Genomic DNA, 15,376 nt, shown 5'->3' with positions numbered 1-15,376 from the left:
GTCTCCGAAAACGCCGGCGAGCGGTCCGGAGCGGCGATCGGGATCCGATGCCCGCTGGGTTTCTCGCCGCTACTCCGACGCGTCGCGCTCCCGGAAGCCGTCGATGCCGAGGTCGTGGAGACCGGCCGACACGTCCGCGACGCCCGCCTTCTGCTCGTCGTGGAGACCGATCAGCCGCTCCTCGACGGCGTCGTGCTCGCGCGCGAGCACCTGCGCGGCCGACAGGGCGGCGTTGTACGACTTGCCGGCGTCGACCGCGACGATCGGCGCCCCGGTCGGCATCCCGATGACGGAGTCGACCGACTTCTCCTGGACCGGGACGCCGATCACGGGGATCGGGTAGGCGACGGAGGCGGTCATGTTCGGGAGGTCGGCGGACTTCCCGCCCGCGCCCGCGACGATGACGTCGAGCCCGCGAGCCGCCGCAGTCTCCCCGTAGGCGTACATGAGCTCCGGCGTCCGATGCGCCGACACGACGTAGCTCTCGTAGGTGAACCGCGCGTCGGGAGCGTCGTGGAACTCCGTCTGTTCCGCGAACCCGAGCTCGTCGAGCGCGTCGTAGGCGCCCTCCATGACGGGGAGGTCGGAATCGGATCCCATGATGATCCCCACGTCCGGGGTGGTCTCGGGGGGGGCGTCGGCCGCCGCCTCCGCTTCGAGCCGGTCGATCAGGTCTTCGACAGTCGTCATGGGCGTGGGTGACACGAGCTGGGTTGTAAATCGTGCCGGTCTGCGGACCGACCTGCGCGTCGCCGACTGGCTCTCAGCGACCGCAAATCCGAAGGGATCGGTCGCCGAACCGTCGGACGAACATGCCCTCCAGACGCGCGTTGCTCGCCGGGCTCGGCGCGACCGGAGTGACGGCTACCGCCGGGTGTCTCGGCGGGTTCGACGGCGACCCCGGCACCGACGAGACGTACGACTGGCCGGCCGGCGGCGGCAACGACTGGAACTCGCGGGCGGTGCCGAACGGCGTCGCGCCGCGCGACGACCCGACCGTCGACCGGACGCACGAGTTCGACGGGACCCCGGCCGGCGACCCGGTCGTGACCGCCGGGACAGTGCTCCTAAACACCGGCGTGGACGTGGTTGCGCTCGATCGCGAGGACCTGACCCCGCGCTGGAGCGTCGCTCCCGACGGCAACGACGCGTTTCGCTACACCGGGGCGCCGGCGGTCGCGGACGGCGTTGCGTACGTCCCGGAGAGCGACACGCTGGTCGCGCGCGACCTCGACACCGGTGAGCGGCTGTGGAGCCGAGCGTTCGAGTACGTCTTCGGCGAGACGACGCCCCTTCTCGTCGAGCGTGGAGACGGCCATCGGGTCGTGATCGGCGCCGGCGAGTCCCTCCGGGCGTTCGACGGCGCGACGGGCGAACGACAGTGGGAACGCCGGCTCGACGGGATCGTCCGACGTGCCGTCGCCCGCGCGCAGGCGTCGGTGTACGGGGCCGTCTACGCCGCGACCGCTGGCGGGGAGCTGTACGCGGTCGACGACGAGGGGCGAGTGCGCTGGAACCGGACCGTCGACGCCGGGATTCGTACCGCACCGACCGTCGTCGCGTCTCGCGGGCCGGACGACGAGTCGATACGGGGATCGGGCGACGTGGTGGTCGGCGGCGGAGACGGCTCGGTCCGCTGTTTCGACCCGAACGGGACCCCGCAGTGGCGTGCCGACCTTCGCGGGTTCGTCGAAGGGGGAATAGCGGTCGGCCACGAGGGAGTGTTCGCGGCCTCGGGCGGGCGGCTGTACGCGCTGAGCGCCGAGAACGGGACCCGCGCGTGGCAGACGGAGATCGGCAACGCCGTTCGACCGACGCCGCCGGCGCTCGTCGGTGACACGATCTACGTCGGCGGAGAGCGACTCCACGGGATCGGCGTCGACGGCGGGGTCGGTTTCCGGTCCGTTCGCCTCGGAGAGACGCGGTTCGAGCACGATGTCGACGGCGGCGCGAGCTACGTCACCGCCGCCGACGGGAGGCTGTTCGCGTCGGTAGCGACGGGGACCGGAGGCGGGCGATTGGTGGTCCTCTCCTGAGAGGTACGCGCGGACAGGGTCGCCGGCCCGCGACTACGCGTCCCGGAACGTCAGTCCGTCGCGGAGGGCTCGCGCCCGCGAGAGGAGGTCGTCGCGGTCGGCGGCGCCGTCGTCTCCGCCGGCTTCGAGTGTCGCGGTCAGGTGGCCCATCTTCCGGAGCGGGCGCACGTCGGCTTTCCCGTACCAGTGGAAGTCGGCCTCGGGCGCTCTGAGGACATCGTCGACGCCCGACAGCGTCGCGGGGCGCGTCTCCTCGGTATCCCCGAGCACGTTCGCCGTGACCGCCGGCGCGACGAGGTCGGTCGGGCCGAGGGGCCAGCCGAGGACGGCCCGGACGTGGTTCTCGAACTGCGAGGTCCGCGCGCCCTCGATGGTCCAGTGGCCCGAGTTGTGCGGTCGCGGCGCGATCTCGTTGACGAGCACCTCGCCGTCCCGACTCTCGAACAGTTCGATCCCGAACACCCCCCGACCGTCGAGCACGTCGAGCACGTCGCGCGCGACCGACTCGGCCTCGGCGACGATCGCGTCGTCGGTCCGGGCCGGGGCGACGCTCTCGCGGAGGATCTCCTCGCGGTGGATCGTCTCCGTGACGGGGTACGTTCGGGTCTCGCCGTCGGCTCCCTTCAGGCCCATCACGGCGATCTCGCGCTCGAAGTCGAGGAGCTCCTCCGCCATCGCGGCCCCGCCGATCGCGTCGAGCGCGGCGGCGGCCTCGTCGGGCGTCTCGACCGGGACGTTCCCGCGCCCGTCGTACCCCCCCTCGCGGGCCTTCAGCATGGCGCCGCCGAACTCCTCGACGACGCGTTCGAGCCCCCCGGCGGTGGCGACCGCGGCGAACTCCGGAACCGGGATCCCGGCGTCGACCAGCGCCTCCTTCTGCACCAGTTTATCCTGAATAGTACGGAGTGTGTCCGGGTCGGGATGGACGGGCACGTCGTGTTCGGCGGCCGCCTCCGCCATCAGGTCCGGATCGGCCAGCTCGATCTCGAACGTCAGGGCGTCGGCGCGGCTCGCCAGCTCGTGGATCGCGTCGGCGTCGTCGAAGCCGCCGACGATCTGGTCGCTGACGACGGGGGTGGCCGGACAGTCGGGCGTCGGATCGAGCACGACGACCTCGACGCCGAGCGGCGCGACCGCCTCGCCCATCATCCGACCGAGCTGTCCGCCGCCGACGACACCGAGCGTCGGCCCCGGTAACGTGATCGACATACGCGGCGATACCCGACGTTACTGCATAAATATTCCCACATCGAAGCAATAAATACGCACGCACATGCATATGATCGGAGCCACCCTCCGCGGGGATGACCGAGACGGCGGGCCGCTACGTCCGGGCGACGCTCTCAGCGTTCGACGCTCGCCAAGTCGCTCTCCAGTTCGGCGACGAACTCGTTGTACGCGTCGACGAACCCGCGGAACGAGTCGGCGTACTCGCGCACGTCGGCCGCCGACGGCGCCTCGTACTGCGAGAGCAGGTAGAGACCGCCCGATCCGCCGACGCGGAGGTACGAGACGGTCCCCTCGTCCCACTTCAGCTCCCACCGATCGCCGTCGACGCGAGCGGTGAACGTCCCGTAGTCGTCGCCCTCGTAGCGGTAGATCTCGCCGGCCATGACCGAGCAGGTGTCGCGCACGCGGTCCAGTACGCGGTCGCGCTCGGCGACGATTCCGTCGGTCGAGGCCGGTTCGGGGAACTCGGCGCTCACGCCGTCGAGGACGCCCGAGAGCGAATCTACCCACTCGTTCCACGCCGCGACGAAGTTCGCGTAGTCGTCGAGCGCGGTCGCCAGATCGGCCGGTTCGGGCGGCTGTTTCGTCGATATCACGTACACGTCCGACCCCGACTTCGGCGAGAACAGCAGGAACTCCAGCTCGCCGGCCTCGTGTTTGACGGTCCACGTCCCGCCCGGCGTCGACAGCTCCTGTCGCCCGTAGTCGCCGCCCTGCAGCCGCGCGAGCTGATAGGCGATCGTTCCCGCGTGGTCCCGCACGGCGGCGACGAGCTCGTCGCGCCGGTCGGCGACCGCGTCCGTGTCGCGCACGTCGAGGTCGAGCCCGAGGTCGGCGTGGGTTGTCACGGGCGTACTGGGCGCCTCACGCGGTTAACGAGTTCGGGTCGGGCGGAGCCGGGCCCCATCACGCGATCGACTCCCGGATCTCCCGGACGCGAGGCGGTTCGTCGACCCCCGAACGCACGACCAGCGCGAACACCTCGTCGCCGCCCGGGACCGGGGCGTCGCCGCTCAGAATCGCGCCGGAGCCGGTCTCGTCGGCGAGCCACCGCCGCCCGTCGGCGATCGCCTCGCGGTTGAGCCACGCCGGCGGCCCGCCGACCACGAGCAGGGTCCGGTCCGCCCGCCCGTCCGGTACCTCGACGGTGTTTTTCCCGCGAGCCGCCTTGCGGATCGTCGTCTCGATCGCCGACACCGCTTCGCTCGTGTCCACGTCCGCCGGCTCCGAGGCGCCGAACAGCCCGAGCCCGAACCGCGACCCCGACTCGGGCGGCTCGACCGCCTGCGTCGCGTGGCCGATGGCGGCGATCTCCCCGTCGTCTCCGACCGCGCGCGCCACGTCGCTCGCGTCGAGCACCTGCTGGGGCGTCGACTCCGCGTCGTCGGCTTCCCCGGCGCCGAACAGCGCCGCCATCCGATCGGCGACGACGGCGTTCAGTCGGTCGCGGGCGTCGGCGATCGTCTCGCCCGGACGGAGCCACGCGTCGTTGTCGAACGGGAAGACCGCCGCGCACCGCTCCGACAGCGCGTCGAGGGTCCGCGCCGCGTTCTTCTCCGCGAGGGGGCGCTCCGGAGGTCGCTCCTCGGCGTCGTCCCCGGACCCACTCGTGTGGGGAGGCTCGGGCTCGCCGCGCTCGGACTCCGCGGGCGTCGGGAGCAGTCCGACGGCGTAGACGGGTACGTCGTAGAGCCGCGTCAGCTCCTCGGCCAGCGCCGGCGCGACGCCCGCACCCGCGCCGCCGCCGAGCCCCACGACGAGGACGAACGCCTCCGCGAGCGACGGCTGCTGGTCGTCCATCGCTCGGCCGAGCTCGCTGGCGTGGGCGTCGCCGAGCCGCCGGGCCGCGTGGAGGTCGCCGTCGAGCCCGCCACCGCCGGCCGCGTCGCCGAAGCGGTACCGGCGGGACTCGTCGATCGACCGGAGGGCGTCGAGCGCGCTCGCGTCGGTGTCGAACGCGTTGACGCCCTGCAGGAACCGGTCCCCGTCGCCGTCGGCGACGAGCCGGTCGGCGATCCGACCGCCCGCGCCCCCGAGACCGATGACGTGTACTCGCATACGTCACTCCGGTCGTCGAGCGGGGGTTTATCTCTTCGGCACGAGGCCGGGCGGCGGCCCAGAGCGCGCCGGTCGAGCCGCGTCAGCCAGGGCACGCCGAGCCGGCGCCGCCCGCCGGTCAGAACTCGTCGAGCCGGCGCTGCCCGCGCGGCATCGACGGACCGGTCTCCTCGGTGTCGCCCCCGAGGAGCCGTATCAGGGCGGTGTCGGCGAACGTGAGCGCCAACACGAGCACGATCGGGGCGAGGAACAGCCCGTGGAACCCGAACACGACCGGGCCGAAGATGTACGCCAGCATGAGCAGCCCGACGTGCGTCGTCTTCCCGCTGAAGTAGGGCCGGAGCACGATGTCGGGGATCGTGTCGACGACGATCGCGGAAACGACGAGGAACCCGGCGACGTACACGAGCGCGGCGACCTCGTCGGCGAGGACCGACGGGACCGCGGTCACCGCCGCGAGCGGGACGTACACGATCTTCATCCCGATCACGGGGATCAGGCTCGCGATGCCCGTGAGCGCCCCCGCGAGCGCGGGGTAGGGGACCTCGACGATTTCGGGCGCGACCACGTTGTAGCCGGTGTACGTCACGACGGCGATGATCGAGATGGCGATGACGTTGAGCAGGTTCCCGTACAACACCGCCTCCAGCTCTGCGTCGACCGCTTCGAGGTACTCGCGGACGACGGCGTCGTCGTCGAACGTGAGCAGCCAGTCGTGGAACTTCGAGCCGTCGAGCAGCAGGTAGTAGGTGACGACGATCGTGATGAGGAGGTTCAGCGTGAGCCCGGAGAGCACGCCCGCCAGCAGCCCCGCCTGCTCGGAGACGAACTCGATGAGCGGGTCGAGCTGGCCGGACTGGTACGCCTGCATGATCCCCTCGAACGTCGGGTTCGAGAGCGCGGCGAGGTCGCCGACCCACGAGTTCTCGGCCCCGACCGTCTCGGCGACCGGATACCGCTCGATGAACCGGCGCGCTTCGACCAGCAGGAGGAGCACGGTGTAGCTCAGGAGCCCGATAAGCGGGATACCGATCAGCGACAGCGAGGCCACCGCCCTGACCCGCGCGGGGAGCCGGAAGCGCTCGAGGCGGTGGTAGAGTCGCCGGGTGGAGTAGTAGAGGAAGACGGCGACCGTGAGCGGGGCGACGAACCGATAGGCGATGAACCCGACGAGCAGCGCGACGACGAGACCGAAGAGGGCGATGACGAACCGCTTTTCGTCCATGGCGGTTCCTCTCTGTGGTCGAACATAAACTATGGGGGCTCGTTCGGGAGCGCGACGGAGGGAACGCGGCCGGAGACGGACGAGGCGAGGAGGAGCGGTGCGGGAGCGGCGATCGACGCTTACCGCTCCGATCCGTCGTCGACCGCGCGCTCGTAGCGAGCCACCTGCTCGCGGTGGAGCGAGAGGATCATGTCGGCGAGGAATCCGAAGATCAGAAGCTGGATCCCCAAGACTGCGGCGCCGACGGCGCCGATCGAGATTATCTCGTGGGTGATCCGGTTGACGACCCAGTCGTAGAGCACGTATCCGGTCATGAGCGCCCCGGCGCCCGTCAACACCGCGCCGAGGCTCCCGAAGTAGAACAGGGGGTTGTTCGTCTTCGCCTTCCGGTACAGTTCGAGGAAGATCACGCCGCCGTCGCGGACGGGGTGCAGATTGGTCGCAGAGCCGCCGGGGCGCTCGCGGTAGGTGATCGGGACGACCGCGACCGACTGTTGGTCCTTCACGCACTCGACCGCCATCTCGGTCTCGATCCCGAACCCGTCGGCGGTGAGGTGGAGTCTGCGGAACGACTCCCGGGTGAACGCGCGGTACCCGGAGAGGATGTCTCGGTAGGACTCGCCGTGGATGACGCGGAACGAGGCGTTGATGATCCGGTTCCCGATCCGGTTCAGCCGCGTCATCGCGCCCGGTCGCATGTCGGCGAAGCGGTTTCCGATGACGTGGTCCGCCTCGCCCGACAGCAGGGGATCGAGCATCGCCTCGGCGTCGCCCGCGTCGTACGTCGCGTCCGCGTCGGCCATCACGACGTACCGCGCCTCGATGTGGTCTCGGACCGCCTCTCTGACCGCCTGTCCCTTTCCTCGCCCGGACTGCTCGACGACGCGCGCGCCCGCCTCTCGGGCCGCCTCCTGCGTGCCGTCCGCCGATCCGCCGTCGATGACGAGAACCTCGTCGAGCCCGGCGTCGCGGAACGCCTCGACGACGCGCGCGACCGTCTCGACTTCGTCCATCGTCGGCAGCAAGACGCAGACGTCGTCGTACTCACTCATTACGGGGGTGATATCAGGGGAGTCGCTAAACTCTGTCCCTCCGCGTCGGATCCGCTGCGGACACCCATACGCTCATGTACCAGACGATCGATCGTGGTAGCATGCCACACCCACCGGACGAGAGCGTCGAGGAGCTGCTCAGCGCCGCGCGGACCGCCATCGGAGACGAGCTGCGGAGCCTCACGTACTTCACCGAGGGCGACGTCGAACAGCTCTACCTCCGCAGCGATCTGAGCCGGACCGCCGACCTCGTCGGCTTCGCGGAGAGCGAGCGACACGGGTTCCACGCGCAGTCGCTGTACGCCGACACCCAGCTCGGCGACTACCGGTTCACGGTTCGCGTCTTCGAGAACGGCTACCTCACCCGCGTTATCAACAACGGCCACGGGGTGTGGGTGACGACCGATTCGATGGACATCGACCGCTTCGAGGAGCTCGCGAGCGCGCTCGCGTCGATCCTGCGGTCGTTCGATCCGGCCTAAGGAGACCTGCGGTCGTTCGATCCGACTCGAGAGCGGCGCCGACCGCGAGGTTTCACGCGAAGTGGCTCTGCATCTCGGGAACCAGCTTGTCGGCGTCGACCGGTTTCGTCACGTAGCCGTCGGCGCCGGCTTTCACCGCCTCCATCATCTTCTCCTGCTGGTCGACGCTCGTGCACATCACGATCACCGCGTCCGGCCAGCGTTCTTTGATCGCGGCGGTCGCCTCGATCCCGGTCATCTCGGGCATCACGACGTCCATCGACACCGCGTCCGGTTCGTACGCTTCGAACAGCTCCACCGCCTCCGCACCGTTCTCGGCCTCGCCGACCACCTCGAAGGGGCCCTCCAGCGCGTCCCGAACGACGGTCCGCTGGAACGAGGAGTCGTCGACGACGAGTACCCGCTCGGTCATGCCCCACCGTCGGCGGCAGAACGGCATAAACGCGCGGATCGCCTCGTAGTCGGTGAACACTCGCCCTTCGCGCAGCCGGTGAGCACCTCACTCCCTTTCGCCGGCAAATCGAGAATATCCCTTGTATATTCGACAAAGCGTATAATGGACATAGGAACAAGGTTAAGGTGTATCCGGCGGTATCAACCCGTATGGAAACGCGGAAAGTCCAGCGGTTGGGACCGTCGACGCTGGCGATGACTCTCCCGGCTGAGTGGGCGAAGGAACACGGTGTCAACAAGGGCGACGAGGTCTCGCTGCGGATGGGCGGCAAGGGCACGCTCACGGTCCTTCCGGAGTCCGTGAGCACGGAGGAGTCAGAGGCCGTTATCAACGCGGACGCGCTGGACGCGCGCTCGCTCGAACGCGCCATCGTCGCGCAGTACGTTCTGGGGCGGCGCGTGATCCACGTCCGTAGCGAGGGGACGCTCGACAGCGAGCACATCAACGCCGTCTACAAGGCGGAAACGCAGCTGATGGGACTCGGCGTCATCGAGGAGACGCCCGCGGACATCTCGATCCGGTGTTCCGTCGACCCCGAGGACTTCACCCTCGACAACCTGCTCGAGCGACTGGAGAACACGGGGTCCACGATGCGCGGCGAGGCCGTGAAGGCGCTCGCGCACGGCAATCCCGACCTGGCTCAGCGCGCGCTCAACCGCGAGCGGCAGGCGAACAAGATCTTCGTGCTCCTGCTCCGGCTCATCTTCACGGCGTACCAGAACCCGAACCTCGCCCGCGCGGTCGGGTTAGAGGAGGGGTTCCCGCTCATCGGCTACCGGTCGGTGGCGAAGAACCTCGAACTCACCGCCGACAACGCGGAGGACATCGCCGACATCGTGATGGAGGCCGAGGGCCACACGCTCGACGTCGACAGCGCGACGATGCGGCAGATCCGAGAGTTCACCGATCAGGTGGACGACCTGACCGCGCTGGCGGTGCGGGCGGTCGTCGAGCGGGACTACGATCTCACGGTCGAGTGCCGGGAGCTGTTCGTCCGGCTCGAAGACCGCGAACAGGAGATCCTCGGCGAGCTCCCGAGCGACCTCGACAACGACACGCTGTTGATGACCCGCGAGGTGCTCGTCAGCCTGCAGCACACCGCGGAGTACGCGATGCGGAACGCCGAGATCGCCGCCAACCTCGCGCTCAACGAGGAGTCGGAGCACGTCGAGATCATCTAGTCGGAGCGCGTCGAGAACAGCCGATCAGGGACCGGGCCGCGCCCTCCGCTTCGGCTCTAACTCCCCGCGTTCGCATGAACTAAGTAGTCGCCCGCAAAGCGACGAGTATGAGCGAGGCATCCATCGAGTCTGACAAGGAGATCGGCGTGGCGCTCGCGTTGGGCGCAATCGCGGTCGTCGGCGCCATCGTGATGTTCGGCCACCCGTCGCAGCTCGGGAAGGCGTGGGGGTTCGGGGCGGCGTTCGTCTTCGCCCTCTGCTCGGTCGTCGCCGTCCAGATTTTCGACTGAGCGCGGTCCCGACGAGAAACCGTTAATAACGTTTGACGCCTACCTACAGACATGAGCGAGTACACCGAGGAGGAGCAGCGCATCCTCGCGTACCTCACGGACAGCGTCACCCGTGGCGAGCGGTACGTCCGCTCGAAGACGATCGCCGACGCTATCGGCCTCACCGCCAAGCAGGTCGGCTCGCGACTCCCCCGGCTCGCCGAGAAGTCCGACGACGTGGACATCGAAAAGTGGGGTCGCGCGCGGTCGACGACGTGGCGCGTGACGCCGCAGGGCTGAGACGGCGACCCGTTCGCCTGCGTTCGCCCCCACTCGCCCCGCGCGGTTGCGACCGCGGTGCCGACTCGCGTGCTTTTAACTCCCGTAGTCCCAAACGGAAGCGTATGACCGTCCGAGTTTCCCGGACGTTCGAGTTCGACGCCCCCGCCGAGGACGTGTGGGCGTTCATCTCGGATGCCGAGCAGCGCGCAGGGGCGATAAGCGTCGTCGACACCTTCGAGGTACACGGCGACGGGCGAGCGACGTGGCACGTCGCGCTCCCGATCCCGATGATCCGGTCGACCATCTCCGTCGAGACGGAGGAGGTCGAGCGCGACCCGCCGACGCGGGTGAAGTTCGTCGGCAAGTCGCGGGGGTTCCGCGTCACCGGCGAGCACACGATCACCGAGACCGACGGCGGCTGCCGGCTGGCCAACGAGTTCGTGGTCGACGGCCGGCTGCCGGGCGTCGAGTCCTTCTTCGAGCGCAACTTCGACGAGGAGCTCGACAACTTGGAAGACGCCCTGCGGGCGTCGCTCGGAACGACGGCATGAGACTCGCCTGCGTCCAGCTCGGCGTCGAGGGCGGCGCCGTCGAGGACAACGTCGCGGCCGCGATCGAGGCGGTCCGCGAGGCCGCGGCGGACGGGGCCGACCTGGTCGTGCTCCCGGAGCTGTTCGACGTGGGGTACTTCGCGTTCGACTCCTACGCCCGCGCGGCCGAGAGCCTCGCGGGCGACCGGCTGGGTCGGTTCGCCGCGGTCGCCGCCGAGGCCGACGTGAACGTGCTGGCGGGGACCGTCGTCGAGGACCTCGCCGCGTCCGCGAGCGACGGGATCGACGTCCCGGCCGACGAGGGGCTCGCGAACGCGGCGGTGCTGTTCGATCGGAGCGGAGAGCGGCGGCTCGTCTACCGGAAGCGCCACCTCTTCGGGTACGGGTCCGAGGAGACCTCGCGGATGGTCCCCGGCGAGCGGGCACCCGTGACCGAGTTGGAGGGCGTGCGCGTCGGGGTGACCACCTGTTACGACCTCCGGTTCCCCGAGCAGTTCCGACGGATGGTCGAGGCGGGCGTCGACTGCGTCCTGGTGCCGAGCGCGTGGCCGTATCCGCGGGTTGAGCACTGGCGGACGCTCGGCCGGGCGCGAGCGATCGAGAATCTGGCCTACGTCGCGGCGGTCAACGGGAGCGGCGCGTTCGACGGCGACACGCTCTGCGGTCGGACGACCGTCTACGATCCGTGGGGAACGACGCTGGCGTCGGCGGGCGAGGAGCCGACGACCGTGACCGCCGAAGTCGACCCGGACCGCGTTGCCGCGGTGCGCGAGGAGTTCCCCGCACTGCGCGACCGTCGGTGACCACGGACCGTCTCATTTATACGGGAGAAGCGATTAGTCTCGGTTGCCGAAGTCCGACGCTTTTCTCGTTGGAGTTCGGCGACAAAACCACGCGCCCGTCCCGACCACTCGGGCGGCGACGCCGGTAACAGCCCGGGGGTCCGCTGTTCGGCCGCCGCCCGCCCGCCTCCCGTCGTTCAACCGTTCGCTCCGCGGTTCACCGTTTGCCACCTCACCTTCGCCTCTCGCCGCCTTCGCCTCCGCTCCCGTTTTTCGAACGCCACGCAGTCGTTGACTCGCGTTTCGTGGCCCCACGTCTCGCCCGCCGGTCACTCCCGACGGCGGGGGCCGGCGCGACTCTCGGAATCAACATCGATAACTGGGGCGATAGCTACTTACCTCGCTCGCGGCAGCAGGTAAACGCCGCGGACGAATCTGGTCGGCCCCACCCCGTTTCCGGGCGGGCCGGCCGAAGACTCGCTTCCACCGTCCGTCGTCCGTCGGCTTTCGGGTTCGGGTTCACCCGCTCCCACACCGTACCCGATCCCGTTTCTCTACGCGCACTGGCCTCCCGTAGCGGCCGGACGGGTCCGACCCGGAGCGAAACGCAAGGACGAAACCCTCCGATCCCGAACAGACGGTCGAATGTTCCCCCGCGAGTACCGCGGCGTCGCCTTCGTCGTGGGCCTGTTCCTCGTCGTCCAGTTGGGCGCGTTAGCGCTGGTGCCGGAGTTCGCCGAGAGCGGCTACCAAGCGGTCGAAAACCCGGAGAACCCGACGAACAGCCTCGTGTACATCGCCGCGATCATCGCCATGACCGGGGTGATGCTCGCCGCGTTCCGCTACGACCTCGATCAGGGGATCCGGCTGCTGATCGTCGGCGTCTCCGCGTGGCTCTCGTGGTACGTCTTCTCGGCGGTGCTCTCCCCCCTCGCGGCCGCCGTGCCCGCGGTCGCGGTCGGCGTCGCCCTGCTCGCGTACCCCGAGTGGTACGTGATCGACGCCGCCGGCGTGTTGATGGGAGCGGGCGCGGCGGGGTTGTTCGGCATCTCGTTCGGGCTGTTGCCCGCGCTGCTGCTGTTGGCGTTCCTGGCGATCTACGACGCGATCTCGGTGTACGGCACCGAGCACATGCTGTCGCTCGCGGAAGGCGTGATGGACCTGAACATCCCGGTGGTGCTCGTGATCCCGCTGTCGCTTTCGTACTCGCTTCTGGGGGAGGAGTCGGAGCCGGAGGGCGAGGACGACTCCGTGACCGCCGACGGCGACGACGCCGACGGCGATCCCGATCCCGACACCGACGACGCTGACGGTGATACTGATGCCGACACCGACGACGCCGAGGGCGCGGACGCCGACGTCTCGGAGCCGACCGACATCGAGGACCGCGACGCGTTCTTCATCGGCCTCGGCGACGCCGTGATCCCGACGGTGCTCGTCGCGAGCGCGGCGACGTTCTCGCCGGCCGAGACCCTCTCCGTGCCCCTGATCGGGGTCAACGCCCCCGCGCTGCTCGCGATGGTCGGGAGCCTCGCGGGGCTGTTGGTGCTGATGAGCTGGGTGATCAAGGGACGGCCGCACGCCGGGCTCCCCCTGCTCAACGGCGGGGCGATCGGCGGCTACCTGATCGGGTCCGTCGTCGCCGGCGTGCCGCTGATCGAGGCGGTCGGCCTCGCCGGGTTCCTGTAGGTCGCAGGCGCGCGCTACTCGCTCTCGCCGTCGCGCTCGACGGCCATGCCGAGGTCGGCCATCGCGTCGAAGAAGTTCGGGAAGGAGACGTCGACATGCTCGCCGCCGCGGATCGTCGTGGTGCCCTCGGCGACCAAGGCGGCCACCGCGAGCGACATCACGATCCGGTGGTCCGCGCGCCCGTCGACGCTCGCGCCCCGGAGGTCGCTCTCGGAGCCGTGGACCGTCAGCGTGTCTTGCTCCTCGGTCGTCTCGGCGCCCAGCTTCTCCAGCTCCTCGGCCATCGCGGCGACGCGGTCGGTCTCCTTGTACCGGACGTGTTCGCAGTTCGTGATCCGGGTTTCGCCCTCGGCGACCGCGCCCAGCGCGGCGATGGTGGGAAGCAGATCCGGCGTGTCGCCCACGTCGACCTCGACGCCGGAGAGGTCGGCGCGTCGAACGGCGATGACGCCAGCCTCGCGGTCCCACTCGATGTCCGCGCCCATGCGCTCGGCGATCTCGACGATCGCGGAGTCGCCCTGCGCGCTCGGCACGGCGCCCTCGATCCGGACGGCCTCGCCGGGCTCGGCGGCGACGGCGCCGGCGGCGACCAGATACGAGATCGAGGAGAAGTCGCCGGGGACGGTGTAGCTCCCGTCCGCGGGCGCGTACGACTGCCCGCCGTCGACGACGAAGCCCGCGGCGCCGGCCGCGCCGTCGAGCGCCGACCCGCCGTCGTCGACCGGCGTGGCCTCGACGCCGAAGTCATCGAGCAGTTCGAGCGTGATGTCGACGTACGGGGCGGATTTGAGGGGTGTCGTCAGATCGATCTCGACGCCCGCCTCGGTGACCGCGCCGGCCATCAGCAGGGCGGTGACGTACTGCGAGGAGACGTCGCCGGGGAGCGCGACCTCGCCGCCCGCGAGCGGTCCGGAGACGACGAGGGGCGCCTGCCCGTTCGCGCGGGTCGACTCCGCGCGCACGCCGAGGTCGCCGAGCGCCTCGAGGAGCGGCCCCTGCGGGCGCGACCGAAGCGATCCGTCGCCCGTCAACACCGTGGTCCCGTCCGCGAGCGCGGCCGCGGCGGTGACGAGTCGCATCGTCGTCCCGGAGTTCGCGCAGTCGATCACGTCGCCCGGGACGGCGGGTCGACCGCCGAACCCGTCGACGACGAGCGCGTCGGCGTCGTCGATGTCGGTCGCCGACTCCGGCTCGACCCCGCCGCCGAAGGCGGTCACGGCTCGGGCGGTCGCCTTCGTGTCGGCCGAGACGAGCGGGGAGCGCACGGTCGCGCCGTCGCTGTACCCCGCCGCCAGCAGCGCGCGGTGCGTGTAGCTCTTCGAGGGCGGCGCACGGGTGGTCCCCCGAACGGTCGAACTGGTTACGTGAACGTCCATACTCCCTCTGCCGCCCGCGGCGACAAGTGGGTACCGGCCGCGGCACGATTCTGCGGTCCGACCGGCACCGGGTGAGGGGAAACAGCGCGGAGCGACCGGCCCGTCGGCGGCGCCCGGCGCACCCTTTATACCACCGGGAGCGCTACCGTCGCGTATGCCCCAGTGTGAGATGTGTGGCGCCGACCAGGCCTCGCTGACGACGACGAAGGTCGAAGGCGCCGAGCTGGAGCTGTGTAGCTCGTGTACGGACTTCGGTACCGAGGTCCGCGACGAGTCCACCGGCTCCGGCGGCAGCAAGTACTCCACGAGTTCGAGCACCGGGAAGTCGTCCGGATCCTCCTCCGGCTCCTCGGGCGGGTCGTCCCGGTCGTCGGGCGGCTCGACGCGTCCGCGCGACATGTTCGACGACATGGACGAGATCGCCACCGACTACGACGACCAGATCCGGAACGCCCGCGAGTCCCGCGGCCTCAGCCAGGAAGAGCTGGCCGACCAGCTCAACGAGAAGGCGAGCCTCATCCGGAAGCTGGAGCGCGGCGACACGCTCCCCACCGACGACATCCAGCGGAAGCTGGAGAGCGCGCTCGACATCTCTCTGGTCGAGGGCGAGTCGGTCGACGACGCCGACTGGGACGGCGGCGACGCCGGGACGATGACGCTCGGCGACGTGGTCAAGCGGAAGGACTGACCGCGGCTTCTCCCGGGCGTC

The 15,376-nt window shown here is 69.9% G+C and carries 17 protein-coding genes; 9 read left to right on the top strand and 8 right to left on the bottom strand.

Annotated features, from left to right (window positions below; genetic code table 11):
- Positions 1-69: 69 nt before the first annotated feature.
- Entirely contained in the window at positions 70-690 is a 621-nt protein-coding gene (gene purE / locus DJ69_RS05675; RefSeq protein ID WP_099254713.1) for a 5-(carboxyamino)imidazole ribonucleotide mutase, read from the bottom strand.
- Positions 691-812: 122 nt separating this feature from the next.
- On the opposite strand from purE, the gene DJ69_RS05670 reads away from it, so the two are divergent.
- Positions 813-2,036, top strand: a complete 1,224-nt coding sequence (locus DJ69_RS05670) for a PQQ-binding-like beta-propeller repeat protein (RefSeq protein ID WP_099254712.1) — start codon at positions 813-815, stop codon at positions 2,034-2,036.
- Between the two features lie 33 nt (positions 2,037-2,069).
- On the opposite strand, the gene DJ69_RS05665 is transcribed toward DJ69_RS05670, so the two are convergent.
- From DJ69_RS05665 to aglJ, 5 genes are all read right to left on the bottom strand, one after another.
- Positions 2,070-3,245: a 5-(carboxyamino)imidazole ribonucleotide synthase gene (locus DJ69_RS05665; RefSeq protein WP_099254711.1), complete on the bottom strand. Its 1,176-nt coding sequence runs from the start codon at positions 3,243-3,245 to the stop codon at positions 2,070-2,072.
- Between the two features lie 134 nt (positions 3,246-3,379).
- Entirely contained in the window at positions 3,380-4,114 is a 735-nt protein-coding gene (locus tag DJ69_RS05660) for a hypothetical protein (protein WP_099254710.1), read from the bottom strand.
- Between the two features lie 58 nt (positions 4,115-4,172).
- A complete protein-coding gene (locus tag DJ69_RS05655; protein WP_099254709.1) occupies positions 4,173-5,324 on the bottom strand; it encodes an FtsZ/tubulin family protein in 1,152 nt (383 codons plus the stop codon).
- A 118-nt stretch (positions 5,325-5,442) separates the two neighbouring features.
- Positions 5,443-6,549 carry an AI-2E family transporter gene (locus tag DJ69_RS05650; protein WP_099254708.1) on the bottom strand — a complete coding sequence of 369 codons (1,107 nt, stop codon included), beginning with the start codon at positions 6,547-6,549 and terminating at the stop codon, positions 5,443-5,445.
- 119 nt (positions 6,550-6,668) lie between these two features.
- Positions 6,669-7,601, bottom strand: coding sequence for an S-layer glycoprotein N-glycosyltransferase AglJ (aglJ, locus tag DJ69_RS05645; RefSeq protein ID WP_099254707.1), 933 nt, complete (start codon positions 7,599-7,601; stop codon positions 6,669-6,671).
- A 101-nt stretch (positions 7,602-7,702) separates the two neighbouring features.
- On the opposite strand from aglJ, the gene DJ69_RS05640 reads away from it, so the two are divergent.
- Positions 7,703-8,083, top strand: coding sequence for a DUF7522 family protein (locus DJ69_RS05640; protein WP_099254752.1), 381 nt, complete (start codon positions 7,703-7,705; stop codon positions 8,081-8,083).
- Positions 8,084-8,135: 52 nt separating this feature from the next.
- On the opposite strand, the gene DJ69_RS05635 is transcribed toward DJ69_RS05640, so the two are convergent.
- Positions 8,136-8,495, bottom strand: coding sequence for a response regulator (locus DJ69_RS05635; protein WP_099254706.1), 360 nt, complete (start codon positions 8,493-8,495; stop codon positions 8,136-8,138).
- Between the two features lie 191 nt (positions 8,496-8,686).
- Here DJ69_RS05635 and DJ69_RS05630 point away from each other — a divergent pair, with 191 nt between their 5' ends.
- From DJ69_RS05630 to DJ69_RS05605, 6 genes are all read left to right on the top strand, one after another.
- A complete protein-coding gene (locus DJ69_RS05630) occupies positions 8,687-9,718 on the top strand; it encodes a phosphate signaling complex PhoU family protein (protein WP_099254705.1) in 1,032 nt (343 codons plus the stop codon).
- Positions 9,719-9,825: 107 nt separating this feature from the next.
- Positions 9,826-10,008 (top strand): DUF7525 family protein, encoded by a 183-nt coding sequence (locus tag DJ69_RS05625; protein ID WP_099254704.1) that lies wholly within the window; start codon positions 9,826-9,828, stop codon positions 10,006-10,008.
- Between the two features lie 51 nt (positions 10,009-10,059).
- Positions 10,060-10,287, top strand: coding sequence for a DUF7123 family protein (locus DJ69_RS05620; protein WP_007998354.1), 228 nt, complete (start codon positions 10,060-10,062; stop codon positions 10,285-10,287).
- Between the two features lie 104 nt (positions 10,288-10,391).
- Positions 10,392-10,820 (top strand): CoxG family protein, encoded by a 429-nt coding sequence (locus DJ69_RS05615; RefSeq protein ID WP_099254703.1) that lies wholly within the window; start codon positions 10,392-10,394, stop codon positions 10,818-10,820.
- Positions 10,817-11,623, top strand: a complete 807-nt coding sequence (locus DJ69_RS05610) for a carbon-nitrogen family hydrolase (protein WP_099254702.1) — start codon at positions 10,817-10,819, stop codon at positions 11,621-11,623. Before DJ69_RS05615 ends, DJ69_RS05610 begins: the two co-directional genes overlap by 4 nt.
- Positions 11,624-12,247: 624 nt before the next feature.
- Entirely contained in the window at positions 12,248-13,291 is a 1,044-nt protein-coding gene (locus tag DJ69_RS05605) for a presenilin family intramembrane aspartyl protease PSH (RefSeq protein ID WP_099254701.1), read from the top strand.
- Between the two features lie 14 nt (positions 13,292-13,305).
- Here the strand turns inward: DJ69_RS05605 and aroA are convergent, their stop codons facing one another.
- On the bottom strand, positions 13,306-14,667 hold the full coding sequence (aroA, locus tag DJ69_RS05600) for a 3-phosphoshikimate 1-carboxyvinyltransferase (RefSeq protein ID WP_099254700.1): 1,362 nt from the start codon (positions 14,665-14,667) through the stop codon (positions 13,306-13,308).
- A 154-nt stretch (positions 14,668-14,821) separates the two neighbouring features.
- Between aroA and DJ69_RS05595 the strand changes: the two genes are divergently transcribed.
- Entirely contained in the window at positions 14,822-15,355 is a 534-nt protein-coding gene (locus DJ69_RS05595; RefSeq protein WP_099254699.1) for a multiprotein bridging factor aMBF1, read from the top strand.
- Positions 15,356-15,376: the final 21 nt, after the last annotated feature.

This window comes from Halorubrum persicum (assembly GCF_002727125.1).
Classification (GTDB): Archaea; Halobacteriota; Halobacteria; order Halobacteriales; family Haloferacaceae; genus Halorubrum; species Halorubrum persicum.
Note: the sequence above shows the minus strand (reverse complement) of the source record. Positions and strands in the feature narration are given on the sequence as shown.